The following is a 16924-nucleotide window of genomic DNA, read 5'->3' as shown; positions in this document are numbered from 1 at the left end:
GCGGTAACCGGCCCTTGTCGTTTCCGGTGAGGCGTGCGCTACGCGGATCGACCGGTGTGTGCGCGGATGTTCGCTTCCGGCTCTGGCTCTTGCCGCGTGGCACCCTCGAGCGCCGGCATGTTCTGCACGACCAGCATCTGCGGCGTCGACAGCGTGATCTGCGCCGCGCGCAACTGCTTCAGGATCTCGAACAGCAGGTCGCTTTTGGTCGAGGCCGCGATCCGCGGGCTCGCCACGTAGCCCGTCACGCTCAGCGTGATCCCGTCCGGCGCCAGCTGGCTGAACGTGACCGACGGCGCCGGCTTGTCGAGAATGGCCGGGTGTTCGCGATACGCATCGAGCAGCAGGTCGCGCACCTGCACGGGATCGGTGTTCAGCGGGAACGTCAGCGTCAGCGTCGCGACGCCTTGCGTGCTGTTGCCCATCGTCACGTTGCGCACGTTCTGCGAGATCAACTGCGAGTTCGGCACGATCACGGTCGAACGATCGCTGAGCTGGATCTCGGTCGCGCGCACGTTGATGCGGCGGATGTCGCCTTCGACGCCCGCGATGCTGACCATGTCGCCGACCTTCACCGGCCGCTCGGTCAGCAGGATCAACCCCGACACGAAGTTCTTCACGATCTCCTGCAGGCCGAAACCGATACCGACCGACAGCGCGCTGACGATCCACGCGAGGTTGCTCCACCTGACACCGAGCAGCCCCAGCGTCATCAGTACGAGCAGCACGTAGCCGACGTTGGTGAACAGCGTGACCAGCGACACGCGCATCCCCGCGTCCATGCCGAGCGCCGGCATGAATTCGTTGTCGAGCCAGCGGCGCACCGAGCGCAGCAGGTAGAAGCCGATCGCGAACCCGATGACGGCGTTCAGGATCCGGTCCGGCATGATGTTCAGGCTCTGCAGCCGCTGGCCGCCGATCATCGCGATCGCGCTGTCGAGCAGGTCGCTCGGCGTCGTGCCGAAGCCGCCCGTCACCAGCGCGATGGCCGCGACCAGCATCAGCAGGCTCGTGCCGAGCCCGGACACGACGGTGTGCGCCTGGTCGAGATGCCGGTCGTCGAGCGCGAACAGATGCTTGATCTGCTTGCCGCTCGACAGGTTCGCGGAGAACAGGCTTTCGCTGGCGTCGCGCGTCAGCTGCGTCAGGATGTAGACGCTGCACAGCACGATCTCGAACCACACGAGCTCGTACGTGATGAAGCGCGCGACCGTGATGTAGCCGATCAGCAGCGCAACGAGCGACACGACGATCGCCAGCGTGACGCCCGCATGGATCAGCCCCGCGAGCGTCGAACGCTCCTCGGGCGCCTCGCCGGAGGCCGCGAGCGCGGTGCGTACGCGGTTCGCGCGCAGGATCGACGCGCCGACGGTCAGCGCGACGACGAGCGATACGATGCCACGGCCGAACAGCGTGACGGACAGGCTGGTATCGACGATCCGGTTGATCGATTCGAGCGTGCCGGACATCAGCAGCAGCGCGGCCAGCACGCCGGGGAACGGCCGCATCGCGAGCGCGACGGGATCGGCGAGTGCCGGCAGCCGCCACGACGGATGCTTCGTGCAGAGCAGCGCGCGGCCGAGGCCGGCGATCAGCGCGCAGGTCACGGCGAGCTTCGCGAACTGGTCCCACAGATCGCTCATCGACGGCGTGAGCTCGTAGTGGCGGGCGAGCGCGAGATAGAGCACCTGCACGGCGACCGCGGTCGCCAGCAGCGTCGAGAATGCCGTCGCCAGCGCCAGTGCGCTGCGGCGCAGCCGGGTGGGCGGCAGACGGTTCAGGCAGAACCACGCGAGCCCGCGCTCGAGGAGGCGGCGGCCGCCGAGCCAGACCGCGAGCGTGGCGATCAACAGCAGCGTGGTGATGGCGCGCTGGCCGGGTGTCCACGACGAGCGCAGCATGTCGCGCAGCTCGTCGTTGAAGTCCGCGAGGCGCTGGACATCGTCCGGCGACAGATGGAACAGCGGCAACCAGAATTGCGCGCCGAAGATGCTGCCCGAACGGAACGCGAGCTGATTGCGCAGCAGGCTGCGGTGCAGTTTCGCGAACTGGTCGTTCAGGTTCGCCAGGTTGGCCTTCTGGTCGGCCGCCTGCTTCAGCGCCGCCTCGATTTGCGTCTTGCGCGCGTTCAGCGTCGCCCGCTGCTGCGCGACCGCGGGCGTTTCGGGCGATGCGCCCGGCGCCGGCGGCGGGCCGAGCACGTCGAGCTGAGCCTGGATCTGCGTGCGCTGCGGCGCGAGCTCGCTCTGCAGCTTCTCGACATCGGCGCTCAGTTCCTGCGTCGCTTCGCCAAGCCCGTCGAGCTCCTTGCTGTTGGTCGCGTTCGACGTCTGCTGCTTGATGCGGTCCTGTTGCACCTGCATCTGCTTGAGCTGCGCAACCGCGTCGCTCAGCGAGATGGTCGGCACGGGGACGCCGACGCCGCTCGCGCTCGGCGCGGATGCGGCGCCCGGAAACGCCGACGCGGTCGCGAGCGCTGCGAACTGCAGCAACGCGAACAGCGCGATCCGGCGTGCGTACGTGGATAGTCGTTGTATGGACATGGAATGCTTACGTTTTGCCGACAATGCCGGACGCCGAACGGCGCCCGGAAGCCGGGAGTTTGGCCCGGTAGCATGTTACCGGGGTGTGGGTCGAACGAAATTCGAACAGATATGCGCGAATTCGGCCGACGGGGCGCGGGCGGCAGCGCCGGAAATGGCCGCTCGCGCCCGTGCCAACAGGGCGAACGTCGATTTTGCCGAACCCGGGAAGCGGTGTTTCGACGATTCGGCGCGCTCGATCAGCCGGATCGATAGTTACGAAATTTACATACTGCTGGCGCGTATCACGTATATAAATGGGGATCGAGTGCGCAGGGCGGTCGTCGACGCAGCGGTGGATCACCGCGGGTCCAGCGCATTGTCGCCTGCGACCGTGCTTCAACGATTGATGTGTTCAGTCTCTCGCCTCGCTAAAATGCGCAAAGCCGCTTGCCAACGCCCTCTGGTAGCGCCAAGACAATCAATAATCCGGAGACTCGCCACCATGGCATCGACCGCGCCTGATCCCGCTTCCGTAGCGGACACCATTCGAACTGCCCCCATCGACGCCGGCTCGATTTCAGCCCGCCTCGACCGCCTGCCGCCGACCCGCAGCGTCTGGAAGCTCGTCGTGCTGCTGAGCCTCGGCTTCTTCTTCGAACTCTACGACCTGCTGTACAGCGGCTACATCGCGCCGGGCCTCGTGAAAAGCGGGATCCTGTCCGCGACGACGCACGGCCTGTTCGGCACCACGGGCGTCGCGAGCTTCATCGCCGCGCTGTTCTCCGGCCTCTTCATCGGCACGATCGCATGCGGCTTCCTCGCGGACCGCTTCGGCCGCCGGGCGATCTTCACGTGGTCGCTGTTGTGGTACACGGCCGCCAACGTCGTGATGGCGTTCCAGGACACCGCAGGCGGATTGAACTTCTGGCGCTTCGTCGTCGGTCTTGGCCTCGGCGTCGAGATGGTCACGATCGGCACGTATATCTCCGAACTCGTGCCGAAGCAGATCCGCGGCCGCGCATTCGCATGCGAGCAGGCAGTCGGGTTCGTCGCGGTGCCGGTGGTCGCGTTCCTCGCATACCTGCTCGTGCCGCATGCGCCGTTCGGTCTCGACGGCTGGCGCTGGGTCGTGCTGATCGGCGCGCACGGCGCGCTGTTCGTGTGGTGGATTCGCCGCGCGTTGCCGGAAAGCCCGCGCTGGCTCGCACAGCAGGGTCGCGTCGACGAAGCCGACCGCATCATGCGCGCGCTCGAGGCGAAGGTCGAAGCCGAATACGGTCGGCCGCTGCCGCCGCCCGCGCCGGCCGAGCCGGTGCCGCCGCGCGGCAGCTTCCGCGACATGTGGGTGCCGCCGTATCGCAGCCGCACGATCATGATGACGATCTTCAACGTGTTCCAGACGGTCGGTTTCTACGGCTTCGCGAACTGGGTGCCGACGCTGCTGATCAAGCAGGGCATCACGATCACGTCGAGCCTCATGTATTCGAGTGTGATCGCGCTCGCGGCGCCGCTCGGTCCGCTGATCGGCCTCGTGATCGCCGACCGTTTCGAGCGCAAGTCGGTGATCGTCGCGATGGCGGCGGCGATCGTCGTCTGCGGGCTGCTGTTCAGCCAGACGACGGTGGGCGCGTTCCTGATCGTGCTCGGCATCGGCCTCACGCTCGCGAGCAACATCATGTCGTACAGCTTCCACGCGTACCAGGCCGAGTTGTTCCCGACGTCGATCCGCGCACGCGCGGTGGGCTTCGTCTACTCGTGGAGCCGCTTCTCGGCGATCTTCTCGTCGTTCGTGATCGCGGCCGTGCTGAAAGGCTTCGGCACGTTCGGCGTGTTCGCGTTCATCGCCGGCGCGATGGTGATCGTGATGGCCGCGATCGGGCTCATGGGGCCGCGCACCAAAGGCATCGCGCTCGAAGCGATTTCGAAATAGAGACGGCGGTGCGCTCGTGTGTTGGGTACGGCATGCGAGCGCGCGTTGCCGCGGTTTCATGTTGCCGAAACGCACAACGTAACAGCCTGCCATGCGGCGGCGAAGCAATCGGCAACCAGTTGAAACAAAGCGTGACGAAGCGCAAAACCGCCGCAAAACCGGGGGTTCGGCCCTGCCGATTGTCGTCCGCGCGGGTAGAATGAAAGACCTGACGACTCATTAGCCGCCATCGTGCCGAACGTGTTGCACTGCGAACGGCTCCACCGCGAAGAGGCGTCGGCGCCGAGGCATGCGATGCCTGCGGCGTGTCGATGGCTCGTGCGGAAGACGCGCCGTTCGCCATGTGCGGCGGCCGGATCGGCCGATGGCCTCGATCGTATGATGCTTTCCGACCTGACGCGACGGTTGCCCAAGCCGCGTTGCCGTACCCTCGCCGTCGCCGCGTCCGTGTGGCTCGCGGCCGCGCTCCCGATCTCCGTGCTTGTCGAGCGGTCAGCCTTTGCCGCGTCCGACGTGCCGTCGTCCGCTGCTACGTCATCCTCATCAACTGCATCGCCCGCGCATCCTGCTTCGGCGGCGCCTGCGTCGTCGGGGGCAATGCCGTCATCGGCGGCATCGGGCGTGCATCGTGCTGCGCCGACCAACGGGGCATCGGCGGCGTCCGCCGTGCATCATGCTGCGCTTGCCAGCGGGGCATCTGCTGCATCCGCCGTGCATCATGCTGCGTCGGCCAACGGGGCGTCCGCGGCATCCGCCGTGAATCATGCTGCGCCGGCCAACGGGGTGTCCGCGGCATCCGCCGTGAATCATGCTGCGCCGGCCAGCGGGGCGTCCGCGGCATCGGCCGTGCATCATGCTGCGCCGGCCAGCGTCGCATCAGCGGCATCCACTGTGAATCATACTGCACCGGCCAGCGCGGCATCAGCAGCATCCTCCGCGTCCACCGCATCGCCGGCATCCGCGGCATCGCCTGCATCGGCCGCTTCCGGCACGCCGGCGAGCGAAGCCGAGGCTCCCGCGCCGACGCCGCCGCGCCGACACCCGCCGCTGTCGGCCGACGAAGCGAAGAATGCAACCGCGCGCGCGATCGACATGCGCAAGGACTTCACGCAGGAAGTCACGCGGCGCCTGAACGTGCCCGCGAGCGAGCAGCGCGCATACGGCGTGCGCCTCCAGAAGGCCCTCGCCGATGCGAACCTCGGCGACCTGGCCGGCGAGTACGTCGCGATGGTCGACCGCACGCCGAACGTGCAGGCGCTGTTCATCTACTTCCGCGCGACGCCGACCAATCCGTGGCTGATGATCGGCGCGTCGCCGGTCGGCACCGGCTGGCCCGGCAAGTACGATCACTTCCTGACGCCGCTCGGTGTGTTCCATCATTCGCCCGACAACATGGACTTCCGCGCGGAAGGCACGACGAACGACAACGGCATTCGCGGCTACGGCCAGCGCGACATGCGCATCTACGACTTCGGCTGGGTGGACGGCGAGCGCGGTTGGGGCAAGGGCGGCAAGTCGCCGATGCGTTTCCAGATGCACGCAACCGACCCCGACCGTCTCGAGGCGCTGCTGGGCATTCGCCACTCGAAAGGCTGTGTGCGGATTCCCGCGTCGCTGAACACGTTCCTCGACCGGCACGGCATTCTCGACGACGACTATCAGGCGCGCGTCGAAGCCGGCAAGTCGCTGTGGGTGCTGCGCCACGATCGCGAGATCACGCCGATCGCCGGCCGCTACCTGGTCGTGATCGACAGCGCGCGCAAGACGCGTCCGGCATGGTCGCCGGCGCCGGGGCGCAACGCGTGGTCGAAGTTGCCGAAGAACGGCGACACGGCGGACTGACGGCAGCCGGTCCGCCGCTGCGGGAGGTGGTCGGATAAGAATAAATCCGTTTTATCGAGACATAAGAAAAGCAAACTTTTATTATCCGATCGGGGTTCGTATAGTCGAGTCCGGTTTCGCGGAAACCCTGCCGCGCCCGGACCCTCACCGACCCTACGACCCGCATGAAAACTCTCTACAAGCTCGCTCCGCTCGCGATGCTCGGCGCCTTCGCGACCCATGCCGGTGCGCAAAGCAGCGTCACGCTGTACGGTCTCATCTCGGCCGGCGTCGGGTACGCAACCAACCAGGGCGGCAAGAACGCCTGGCAGGCGCTGTCCGGCACGAACCAGAACCCGCGCTGGGGGCTGAAGGGCAAGGAGGATCTCGGGCAGGGGCTGTCGGCGATCTTCCAGCTCGAGAACGGCTTCAACGTGATGACGGGCACCGCCGCGCAGAACGGCCGCGAGTTCGGGCGCATGGCCTACGTGGGCCTCGCCGACCGCACCTACGGGTCGCTGACGTTCGGCCGCCAGTACGACGCGATCCACGACTACATCGGGCCCGTGATCATCGCGAGCAACGGCGTGAACATCGGCGACAACGACAACGGCTACAACGACATCCGCGTGCAGAACTCGGTGAAGTACGTGAGCCCCGTCTACTACGGCCTGAAGTTCACCGCGCTGTACGGCTTCAGTAACGCGACGGGCTTCGCGAACAACAGCGCGTACAGCTTCGGTCTCGGCTACGAGCGCGGCCCGCTGCGCTGGAGCGTGGTCTACGCGCAGTACAACCATCCATACAGCAGCACGAATCAGGACGGCGCGATCGCGAACGACTATGGTTCGCCGCTCCTGATCTTCGCGAAGAGCGCGATGTCGCCGGCGGTGTTCGCGAGCCGGCAGCGCATCGCGGGCACGGGCGGCTTCTACACGATCGGCCGCGCGCAGTTCGCGGCGCTGTTTACCGACGTGCGCTACGATTACCTCGACAATTCGCATCTGCACCTGCAGAACGTCGGCGTGAACGTCGTCTATACGATGACGCCGCAGCTCTTTCTCGGTGCCGCGTATGCGTTCACGAACGGCAAGTACGACGTGATCGACAAGCGGCCGAAATGGCACCAGGTGAACCTGCAGGCCGACTACTTCCTGTCGAAACGCACCGACGTCGCGCTGACGGTGATCGCGCAGCAGGCGGCCGGCGATGCGGAGCACGCGCAGATCTTCGCGTACGCACGCTCGACCGGCACGCGCCAGATGATGGCGACGCTCGGCGTCCGGCACGTATTCTGAGAGCCCGACCATGACCCATCCGATCGCATCCCGCCGCACCTTCCTGAAACTGTCCGCCGCGCTGGCCGGCACCGCGCTGCTGCCCGAAACGGGCGCGTTCGCGGCCGGCGGCGACGCCGCGCGCCGCACGGTGATCATCGATACCGACCCAGGGCAGGACGACGCCATCGCGATCCTGTTCGCGCTGGGCGCGCAGGACCGCCTCGACGTGCGCGCGCTGACTGCCGTGGCCGGCAACGTGCCGCTCGACCTGACCGAACGCAATGCGCGGATCATCCGCGACTGGGCCGGCCGCACGCAGACACTGCCGGTCTTCGCGGGTTGCCCGCGCCCGCTCGTGCGCGAGCTCGTGACGGCCGCGAACGTGCACGGCAAGACCGGCCTCGAAGGTGTCGCGCTGCACGAACCGCGCGCGCCGCTCGCGGCCGGGCATGCGGTGTCGTACCTCGTCGATACGCTGAGCCGCGCGGCGCCGAACAGCGTGACGCTGTGCGCGCTCGGCCCGCTGACGAACATCGCGACCGCGCTGGTCGAAGCGCCGCAGATCCGCGGCGCGTTGCGCGAGATCGTGCTGATGGGCGGCGCGTTTTTCGAGCGCGGCAACATCACGCCGGCCGCGGAGTTCAACATCTACGTCGATCCGCAGGCGGCCGAAGTCGTGTTCGGCAGCGGTGTGCCGATCGTCGTGCTGCCGCGCGACGTCGCGGTGAAGGCGCCGATCACGCCGGCGCGCGTCGCGCCGTTCCGTGCGCTCGGCAACCGCTGCGGCGCGATCGTCGCGGACATCATGGACGCCGAGCTCGCGTACAACAAGAAGCGGCGCGGCGTCGACGACGGGCCGATGTACGACCCGACGGCGGTCGGCTATCTCGTCGATCCGACGCTGTTCAACGGGCGCAAGGTGAACGTGGTCGTCGAGACGGCCGGGCAGTGGACGCTCGGCGAGACGGTGGTCGACTGGAACGGGCGCAGCGGCCGCGCGCCGAACGCGACGTGGATCAACGAGGTCGACGCGGACCGCTTCTACGCGACGCTCGCCGAGCGCATCGCGAAGCTTCCCTGAAGGCAATGTGACGCAACGTGACGTGTCGCGCGCCGAACCGGATCAGATGTGCTTCGCAATCCACTCGCGGCAGGTGCGCACGTGCGGGCCGCGATCGTCGGCGGCGAGCGAGATCAGCGAGATCGCGCGCGTGACGCGCGGTTTCTCCACGCGCAGCGCGACGAGTTCGGGATCGTGCAGATGCATCGTGTAGAGGCTCGGCAGCACCGCGGTCGCGAGGCCGTTGCGCGCGAGTGCGTACAGCGGTTCGGTGTATTCCATCCGGTACGCGACGTTCAGGCGCAGCTTCGCGGCGCCGCCGGTGCGATGCAGCGACTCGCTGACGCTGCCGCGCACGAACACGGCCAGCTCGCGGTCGACGAGCTTCGCCCACGTGACGCTCTTCGCGCCCGCGAGCGGATCGTCGTGCCGCACGACGATCACGATCTCGTCCTCGAAGAGCTGCTGATAGTGCAGCGTGCCGTCGTCGCTGTCGGGTTCGCGCACGCCGATGCCGAGATCCGCGACGCCGTCGCGCACGGCTTCGACGAGGGCGCTGTTCGGCAGATCGGTGAGCGTGAAGCGCAGCGCCGGATGCGTGCCGCGCAGTGCGTTGAGCGCGGGCAGCAGGCGGCCGGCGACCGACGGGATGAACGCGATCCGCACCGTCTGGATGCGTTCGCCGATGAGCCGCGTCATGTCGTCGAAGGTGCCGCGTGCCTGGTTCAGCAGCCGCTCGGCGAGCGGCAGCACGGCCTCGCCGGCGGAGGTCAGCGTGAGCCGGTGGGCGGTGCGCGCGAACAGGCGCCCGCCGAGCAGGAACTCGATCTGGCGGATCGACGCGGTGAGCGCGGGCTGCGTGAGCGACAGCGCCTGCGCGGCCTGCGTGAAGCTGCGCGCATGCGCAAGGACGACGAAGTGCTGGACCTGCCGCAGCGTGAGTGCGGGTAACAGCGACGAGCGGTCGGACGACATCGGGCAATAACGGTCGGGTGCGGTACGCGGCAGTATAGGGCCGCGCCGCGCGAACCGACACAGGACAATAATCGGAATCACAGGAGAACCACCATGTCAGCGACTGACACGATGCCGGCGCGTACGCCGGCCAGCTGGCTCGAACGGCGCTTCGCGCTCGCGGCGCGCGGCACGAGCGTGCGCACCGAGACGATCGCCGGCATCACGTCGTTTCTCGCGGCCGCTTACCTGCTCGTCGTGATCCCGTCGCTGCTCGCGACGGGCGGGATGGAGCGCGGCGCGGCGACGACCGCGACGATCATCGTGTTCGTGCTGTTCACGACGCTGATGGGCCTCTACGCGAACCTGCCGTTCCTCGTCGGCCCCGGCATCGGCGGCTCGGTGATCATCGGCGTGACGCTCGCGACGACGGAACATGTCGGCTGGCAGACGGGCCTCGGCATCGCCTGCGTGTCGGGCGTGCTGTTCTTCCTGCTGACGATCTTCGGCGCGCGCGGCGTCGTGATGCGGCTGATTCCGGTGCAGATCAAGCTCGGGCTCGGCGCATCGATCGGCCTGTTCGTGACGATGCTCGGGCTGCGCAATGCAGGGATGGTCGTCGCGAACGCGAAGACCAACGCGTTCGCACTCGGCGATTTCTCGCGGCCGGGTGTGCTCGTCGCGCTGATCGGTCTCGCGATCGCGATCGTGCTGCAGGCGCGCAAGGTGCCCGGCGCGATCCTGATCGCGATTCTCGCCGCGGCCGCCGCCGGCGTGCCGCTCGGCGTCACGCATCTGCCCGCGTCGTTCGTGTCGCTGCCGCACAGCATCGCGCCGATCGCGTTCAAGCTCGACCTCCGCGGCGCGTTGACGCTGGCTGCCGCGCCGTACCTGTTCGCGTTCTTCGCGGCGGAATTCTTCTCGACGCTCGGCACGGCGCTCGCGGTCGGCGCGAAGGCGAACCTGCTCGACGGGCAGGGGAACCTGCCGAACATCAACCGGCCGTTCCTGGTCGACTCGCTCGCCGCGACGTTCGGCCCCGTGTTCGGCATTCCCGCGCTGACCGCGCTGATCGAATCGGCGGCGGGCGTCGAGGCCGGCGGCCGCAGCGGGCTGTCGTCGCTGGCGGCGGCCGTGCTGTTCGCCGCGATGCTGCTGTTCGTGCCGGTCGCGCTCGCGATCCCGAAGGAGGCGACCGCGCCGGCGCTGATCCTGATCGGGCTGTCGATGTTCGCGACGATCCGCCATACCCACTTCGACGACTTCACCGATGCATTGCCCGTGATGTCGATGGTGCTGCTCACGCTGATGTCGAACAGCTTCGGCACCGGCATCGCGGGCGGGCTGCTGTGCTACGTGCTCGTCAAGCTGCTGGCCGGCCGCTGGCGCGACGTGTCGTGGGGGCTCGTCGTGCTCGCGTTGCCGCTCGGCTACTACTTCTGGACCGTCGTGAAGCCGCACTGAGAGACGGTGTTCACGACGCATCGGCACTACCGAAAAAGAGACAGACATGAAGGAAACACCAGGCAACGTCCCGGTCGCGCGCACGGGCATCGAGATCACGGCCGCTCATCGGGCCTTCTTCCACGCGCTGCCGAAGGTCGAGCTGCATTGCCACCTGCTCGGCGCGGTGCGGCACGACACGTTCGTCGCGCTCGCGCAGCGCAGCGGCGCACCGATCGAGCGCGCGGAGATCGACGCGTTCTATGCGCGCGGCGAGAAGCCGGTCGGCGTGCTGCACGTGCTGCGCGCGCTCGACCAATACCTGCTCACGCGGCCCGACGACTTGCGGCGAATCGCATACGAGTATCTCGAGGATGCAGCCGCGCACAATGTTCGGCATGCGGAATTCTTCTGGAATCCGACGGGTACGGTGCGCGTGTCGGGCATTCCATATGCGGACGCGCAGGCCGCGATCGTGACGGCGATTCGCGATGCCGCGCGCGATTTCGGGATCGGCGCCCGCCTGATTCCGAGCATCGATCGCGAGCAGGATCCGGACGAAGCGGTCGCGATCGTCGACTGGATGAAGGCGAATCGCGCGGACGAAGTCGCGGGGATCGGGATCGACTACCGCGAGAACGACCGGCCGCCGGAATTATTCTGGAAGGCGTATCGCGACGCGCGTGCGGCCGGCTTCCGCACCACTGCGCATGCGGGCGAGTTCGGGATGCCGTGGCGCAACGTCGAGACGGCCGTCGATCTGTTGCACGTCGACCGCGTCGATCACGGCTATACGATCGTCGACAACCCCGAGCTCTGCGCGCGCTATGCGGAGCGCGGGATCGTCTTCACGGTCGTGCCGACCAATTCGTACTACCTGCGCACGCTGCCGCCGGACCAATGGGCGGAGCGGCATCCGATGCGCAAGATGCCGGGCCTCGGGCTGAAGATCCATCCGAATACCGACGATCCGACGCTGCACAAGGTGAATCCGTCCGAGGCGTGGGAGCTGATGTTCAGCCATTTCGGCTTCGCGACCGCCGACCTGAAGCAGTTCATGCTGAACGGGATCGACGGCGCGTGGGTCGACGATGACACGAAGGCCGCATGGCGCGCGGCGTGGGCGCCGGAATTCGACGCACTGGCCGCGACGCTCGCGGCGGACTGAGCGCGCTTTCTGCCGTAACGGCCGGCCGGCGAATCGCTCACGCGGTCACGCCGGCCGTCTGCCGCCTGCCGCCCGCGTCGAGCGACTTCGCGCCGCGGTCAGCGGAAAATTCTCAACCAGTCGAACAGGCCGGGATGCGGACGCCGCTTCGGTGCCGGCGCCGGTGCGCTGCGCGGCCGGAAGTCGGGCGAGAACTGCTCATGCGGGTCGATTGCCCGCGCTCGCAGCGCCGCATCGTAGAACGAACCGACGATCGGCAATGCGCTGTGTGCGCCCGCACCCCAGTAGTCGCTGCGCAGCGTCACGCTGCCGTCGTCGAAGCCGACCCACGCGCCGGCCACCAGTTGCGGATGCATCAGGATGAACCAGCCGTCCGTGTTGTCCTGCGTCGTGCCGGTCTTGCCCGCGACGTCGATGCGAATTCCGTAGCGCGAGCGAATGTCGGCACCGGTTCCGTAGTCGACGACGCCGCGCATCACGTCGACCAGCGTCTGCGCCGCGGCCACCGGCAGCGCGCGTTCGGGCGGCGCGCTGCCGAATGCGGCGAGCACCTTGCCGTCGCGATCCTCGATGCGCGTGATCATCTGCGGCGCGACGTACACGCCGCGGTTCGCGATCGTCCCGTACGCGGACACCATCTCCTTGAGCGTGACGGGGCTCGTACCGAGCGCGAGCGACGGCACCGCGTCGAGCGGGCTGTCGCGCACGCCCATCGCGCGCGCGAGCTGCGCGACCCTGGCCGCGCCTTCGCGCTGCATCACCTGCGCGGTGATGCGATTGCGCGACAGGGCGAGCGCGTCGCGCAGCGTCATCGGCGCGTCGGTCGGCGGCTCCGCATCGGTCGGACGCCACACCGCGTGCGCGCCGATCGGGATCGCGACGGGGCGGTCGACGAACGTATCGCCCGGCCGCATCCCGTCCGCGAACGCGGCGCCATAGACGAACGGCTTGAATGTCGAGCCCGGCTGGCGCCGCGCCTGCATGACGTGATCGAACGGCTCGCTGCCGAAATCGGGGCTGCCGACCCACGCGCGGATTGCGCCGTTGCGCGGATCGATCGCGACGAAGCCGGCCTGCACCTGCGTCTTGCGCTCGCACAACGTCTGCATGAACGCGCGATTCGCGCCGAGCTGCTTCAGTGCCGCTGCATCGGCGAGCCCTGCATCGCGCGCGTCGCGGTAGTCGGATGTCTGCCGGATGAAGCCGCGGAACAGGTCGTTGCGCAGCCCGCAGCCGGACGGGCCGCGCCACGCGCCGTCGGCGACCGCCTGCAGCCGTTCGGTCTGCCGGGTCAGCGCTTGCGTCGCCATGTCCTGCAGCCGTGCATCGAGCGTCGTGCGCACGACGAGGCCGTCCGAATAGAGGTCGTAGTTGTTCCGGTCGGCCCATGCGATCAGCCACTTGCGCAGCTGCACCGCGAAGTGCGGGGCCGGGCCGGGCTGTGCCGTCTGCGGCTCGAAGTCGACGCGCAGCGGCCGGCGCTGCAGTCGCGCGAGCTGCTGCGGCGACAGCATGCCCATCGCCGCCATCCGGGCGAGCACGGTGTTGCGGCGCTGGACCGCACGCTCCGGATTCAGCACCGGGTTGTAGTAGCTATTGCCCTTCAGCATCCCGACGAGCGTCGCGCTTTCGACGATGTCGAGCTGGTCCGCCGATTTGCCGAAATAGGTGCGCGCGGCCATTTCGACGCCGAACGCGTTGTATAGGAACGGCACGGTGTTCAGGTACGTCTCGAGAATCTCGTTCTTGCTGTACACGGTCTCGATCTTGAACGCGGTGATCAGCTCCTTCATCTTGCGCGTGAGCGTCGGCGCGCGGCCGACTTCATCCGGATACAGATTGCGCGCGAGCTGCTGCGTGATCGTCGAGCCGCCCTGGCGGCTGCCCGAGAACGTGTGCAGGCCGGCTGCGAGCGTGCGGCGCCAGTCGATGCCGTGATGCGCGTAGAAGCGGTGGTCCTCGGTCGCGATCAGCGCGTCGACCATGTGCGGCGAGATCTGCTTGAGCGGCACCCATTCGCGGTTGACGGGCCGGAATTCGGCGATCAGCTGGCCGTCGGCCGACAGCACGCGCGCGGGACGGTCGATGCGCGCCTTGCGGATGTCGCCGATGCTCGGCGTGAACGGCACGAACGCGAGCAGGACCAGCAGGCCGAGCACAGGTATCGCGGCGAGCGTCAGCGCGACGCCGCGGCGCGTCGGATGGCGCAGGCGTCGCCACGTGCCGACGCCCAGCGCGCGGGCGCCGTCACGGCAGCGAAGCCAAAGGTTGCGGAGAAACGGCACGAAGCGATTCACGGCGGCAGGAGCGCGGTCGGAAAAGGCGCGATCCTAGCAAACCGCGCAACGTTGGCTGTGGTCAAAATGCCGGTTTTCTTGCAGGATTTACAGACGATTACGTTTGTTGCCCGCGGACAACCTTTGGTCGTCGCGTCATCGCGATTCGTCCGATGAGTCGGCGCCGGCCGCGTCGCCCACCACATCCGCGAGCCGCTGGGCGGCCGCTTCCATCCGCGCGCGATCGAACCCGCCGAAACCGAGCACGAGGCCCGGACGCTCGGTGCCCGGCGCGAACATCGGCGACACCGCACGCACCGCGACGCCCGCCTGCGCGGCGCGCGCCACCACGTCGAGATCGTCGATCCCTTGCGCAAGCCACAGCACGACGTGCATGCCCTGATCGCCCGGCTGCACCCATGCGCGCTCGCGCGGCAGCCGCGCGCCGAGCGTGTCGATCAGCAGCGCGCGCTGTTCCGCGTAGACGCCGCGCACGCGGCGAATGTGGCGGTCGAGATGGCCTTCCGCGATGAACGTGGCGAGCACGTGCTGATCGGCGGTCGGCGCATGGCGATCCATCAGCACGCGCGCGCCGCAGAAGGCGGGCACGAGATCGTCGGGCGCGATCACGTAGCCGAGCCGCAGCGACGGAAACAGGATCTTGCTGAAGGTGCCGAGATAGACCACGCGATCGGGGTCGAGCCCCTGCAGCGACGGAAACGGATAGCCTTCGTAGCGCAGCTCGCTGTCGTAATCGTCTTCGACCACCCAGGCGCGATGCGTGCGCGCCCAGCCGAGCAGCGCGTTGCGCCGCGCCATGCTCATCGGCATCCCGAGCGGGTACTGGTGCGACGGCGTGACGAATGCCGCGCGTGCGTCCGGTGCGACGCGGATGCCGGCCTCGACGTCGATGCCGTCCGCGTCGACCGGCACGCGGACCATCGCGTCGCGGCGCCCGGTGCTCTCGAGCAGCGCGGTGATGCCGCGATAGGCGGGATTCTCGACCCACGCGCGATCGTGCGCGCCGAGCAGCACCTGGCTCGCGAGGTGCAGCCCCTGTTGCGTGCCGCTCGTGATCACGACCTGATCGGCGCTGCAGCGCACCGAGCGCGAGCGGCGCACGTAATCGGCGATCGCTTCACGCAGCGGTAACGCGCCTTGTGGATCCGCATAGCCGGACGGCGCACCGGCACCGCGTGCGCGCAGCCGGTTGCCGAGCCGGCGCCAGATGTCGTCGGGCGCGGTGAGCCCGACCGGCACCGAGATCGCGAACGGCGCGGCCGGCAGCGGACGGAATTCGCGGGCGATCCGCGCGAACGTCGCGGCCGGCTCGGGCAGGCCGGCGTGCGCGGCGCGCGGTCGCGCGGCCGGTGGTTCGCCGGCCGCCGGCGGCTCGGCCAGCGCGTTCGCGACCCGCGTGCCGGCGCCGCCGCGCGACTCCAGGAAGCCTTCGGCGACGAGCTGCGCATACGCGTCGACGACGGTGCCGCGTGCGACCTCGAGCGATGCCGCGAGCAGCCGCGTGGACGGCAACGTGTCGCCGGGCCGCACGTCGCCGCGGCGCACCGCGTCCCGCAACGCCTGCGCGAGCTGGCGGCTCAGGTCGCCGGCCGCGCGGTCGAGCGCGCCGAGCGACGGGATTTCGACGATCCGGGCGGTTCTGGCCATGATTCTGGTCTGCTGAAATTGTTCGAAACCGGCTCTACAGCATAAACCAGTTAGCGCTCACAATCGGGGCATGACGCGCCTGTTTCAGGCCCGTTCGTTCCTGAACCCTGTCCGACCGTGGAGCCGCCATGTATGTCCCCGCCGATTTCGCCGAATCCCGTCCCGACGCGCTGCGCGAACTGATCGTCCAGCATCCGTTCGGCAGCCTGATCACGCATGGCAGGAGCGGGCTCGACGCGAACCACATTCCGTTCGAACTGCTGCCGGGCGACGGCGGCCTCGGCGAGCTGCATGCGCACGTCGCGCGCGCGAATCCGGTCTGGCAGGAGGTTGTGAACGGCGACGAGGTGCTCGTGATCTTCCGTGCCGGCGATGCGTACATCTCGCCGAACTGGTACCCGAGCAAGCATGTCGCGCACCGGCAGGTGCCGACGTGGAACTACGTGGTCGTGCACGCGCACGGCCGCATCACGGTGCGCGACGACGAGAAGTTCGTGCGCGGCGTGGTCGCGCGGCTGACCCGCACGCACGAGGCGTCGCAGCCGGCGCCGTGGAAGATGGCCGACGCGCCGAAGGACTATCTCGACACGATGCTGCAGTCGATCGTCGGGCTGCAGATCGAGATCACGCGGCTCGTCGGCAAGCGCAAGCTCGGGCAGAACAAGGCGGTCGACGATATCCGCGGCGCGGGCGACGCGCTGATCGCGGACGGGCATCTCGCGATCGGGGAGGCGATGCTGGCGGAGGCGGACGCGAAGCTCAAGTGAGCGGCGGCGAATCGCGCGGGGCGCATGCCGCG

11 protein-coding genes are annotated in these 16924 nt (G+C 68.3%); 7 read left to right on the top strand and 4 right to left on the bottom strand.

Annotation, left to right across the window (positions count from 1 at the left end; translation table 11 throughout):
• Positions 1 to 38 precede the first annotated feature (38 nt).
• Complete coding sequence (locus tag LMA02_RS28245) at positions 39 to 2543, bottom strand: DUF3772 domain-containing protein (protein ID WP_228908411.1); 2505 nt, start codon at positions 2541 to 2543, stop codon at positions 39 to 41.
• Between the two features lie 484 nt (positions 2544 to 3027).
• On the opposite strand from LMA02_RS28245, the gene LMA02_RS28240 reads away from it, so the two are divergent.
• The 4 genes from LMA02_RS28240 (at position 3028) to LMA02_RS28225 (ending at position 8637) form a co-directional block, all read left to right on the top strand.
• On the top strand, positions 3028 to 4455 hold the full coding sequence (locus LMA02_RS28240; protein ID WP_228908410.1) for an MFS transporter: 1428 nt from the start codon (positions 3028 to 3030) through the stop codon (positions 4453 to 4455).
• Between the two features lie 294 nt (positions 4456 to 4749).
• The gene (locus LMA02_RS28235; protein WP_228908409.1) at positions 4750 to 6297 is read left to right on the top strand and encodes a hypothetical protein; all 1548 of its coding nucleotides are present in this window, start codon (positions 4750 to 4752) and stop codon (positions 6295 to 6297) included.
• A gap of 164 nt (positions 6298 to 6461) precedes the next feature.
• Complete coding sequence (locus LMA02_RS28230; RefSeq protein ID WP_228908408.1) at positions 6462 to 7574, top strand: porin; 1113 nt, start codon at positions 6462 to 6464, stop codon at positions 7572 to 7574.
• A 10-nt stretch (positions 7575 to 7584) separates the two neighbouring features.
• Positions 7585 to 8637 carry a nucleoside hydrolase gene (locus LMA02_RS28225; protein WP_228908407.1) on the top strand — a complete coding sequence of 351 codons (1053 nt, stop codon included), beginning with the start codon at positions 7585 to 7587 and terminating at the stop codon, positions 8635 to 8637.
• 42 nt (positions 8638 to 8679) lie between these two features.
• Here the strand turns inward: LMA02_RS28225 and LMA02_RS28220 are convergent, their stop codons facing one another.
• Positions 8680 to 9591 (bottom strand): LysR family transcriptional regulator, encoded by a 912-nt coding sequence (locus tag LMA02_RS28220; RefSeq protein ID WP_175666582.1) that lies wholly within the window; start codon positions 9589 to 9591, stop codon positions 8680 to 8682.
• A gap of 93 nt (positions 9592 to 9684) precedes the next feature.
• On the opposite strand from LMA02_RS28220, the gene LMA02_RS28215 reads away from it, so the two are divergent.
• Positions 9685 to 11034 carry an NCS2 family permease gene (locus LMA02_RS28215; protein ID WP_228908406.1) on the top strand — a complete coding sequence of 450 codons (1350 nt, stop codon included), beginning with the start codon at positions 9685 to 9687 and terminating at the stop codon, positions 11032 to 11034.
• Positions 11035 to 11080: 46 nt separating this feature from the next.
• Positions 11081 to 12181, top strand: coding sequence for an adenosine deaminase (add, locus tag LMA02_RS28210; protein ID WP_228908405.1), 1101 nt, complete (start codon positions 11081 to 11083; stop codon positions 12179 to 12181).
• A 98-nt stretch (positions 12182 to 12279) separates the two neighbouring features.
• On the opposite strand, the gene LMA02_RS28205 is transcribed toward add, so the two are convergent.
• Both LMA02_RS28205 and LMA02_RS28200 read right to left on the bottom strand, forming a co-directional pair.
• Positions 12280 to 14478, bottom strand: coding sequence for a penicillin-binding protein 1A (locus LMA02_RS28205; RefSeq protein ID WP_228908404.1), 2199 nt, complete (start codon positions 14476 to 14478; stop codon positions 12280 to 12282).
• Between the two features lie 135 nt (positions 14479 to 14613).
• Positions 14614 to 16125, bottom strand: coding sequence for a PLP-dependent aminotransferase family protein (locus tag LMA02_RS28200; RefSeq protein ID WP_228908403.1), 1512 nt, complete (start codon positions 16123 to 16125; stop codon positions 14614 to 14616).
• A 128-nt stretch (positions 16126 to 16253) separates the two neighbouring features.
• Here LMA02_RS28200 and LMA02_RS28195 point away from each other — a divergent pair, with 128 nt between their 5' ends.
• Positions 16254 to 16892: an FMN-binding negative transcriptional regulator gene (locus LMA02_RS28195; protein ID WP_228908402.1), complete on the top strand. Its 639-nt coding sequence runs from the start codon at positions 16254 to 16256 to the stop codon at positions 16890 to 16892.
• Positions 16893 to 16924 lie beyond the last annotated feature (32 nt).

The sequence above is a fragment of the Burkholderia sp. B21-005 genome, from assembly GCF_020843965.1.
Lineage (GTDB): Bacteria > Pseudomonadota > Gammaproteobacteria > Burkholderiales > Burkholderiaceae > Burkholderia > Burkholderia ambifaria.
The sequence above is the reverse complement of the archived record's forward strand: the minus strand, read 5'-3'. Positions and strand labels throughout refer to the sequence as shown.

Coding starts and splice junctions, on each gene's coding strand:
- LMA02_RS28245 (WP_228908411.1), bottom strand. CDS start 2,543: ATGTCCATACAACGACTATCCACGTACGCACGCCGGATCGCGCTGTTC.
- LMA02_RS28240 (WP_228908410.1), top strand. CDS start 3,028: ATGGCATCGACCGCGCCTGATCCCGCTTCCGTAGCGGACACCATTCGA.
- LMA02_RS28235 (WP_228908409.1), top strand. CDS start 4,750: ATGCCTGCGGCGTGTCGATGGCTCGTGCGGAAGACGCGCCGTTCGCCA.
- LMA02_RS28230 (WP_228908408.1), top strand. CDS start 6,462: ATGAAAACTCTCTACAAGCTCGCTCCGCTCGCGATGCTCGGCGCCTTC.
- LMA02_RS28225 (WP_228908407.1), top strand. CDS start 7,585: ATGACCCATCCGATCGCATCCCGCCGCACCTTCCTGAAACTGTCCGCC.
- LMA02_RS28220 (WP_175666582.1), bottom strand. CDS start 9,591: ATGTCGTCCGACCGCTCGTCGCTGTTACCCGCACTCACGCTGCGGCAG.
- LMA02_RS28215 (WP_228908406.1), top strand. CDS start 9,685: ATGTCAGCGACTGACACGATGCCGGCGCGTACGCCGGCCAGCTGGCTC.
- add (WP_228908405.1), top strand. CDS start 11,081: ATGAAGGAAACACCAGGCAACGTCCCGGTCGCGCGCACGGGCATCGAG.
- LMA02_RS28200 (WP_228908403.1), bottom strand. CDS start 16,125: ATGGCCAGAACCGCCCGGATCGTCGAAATCCCGTCGCTCGGCGCGCTC.
- LMA02_RS28195 (WP_228908402.1), top strand. CDS start 16,254: ATGTATGTCCCCGCCGATTTCGCCGAATCCCGTCCCGACGCGCTGCGC.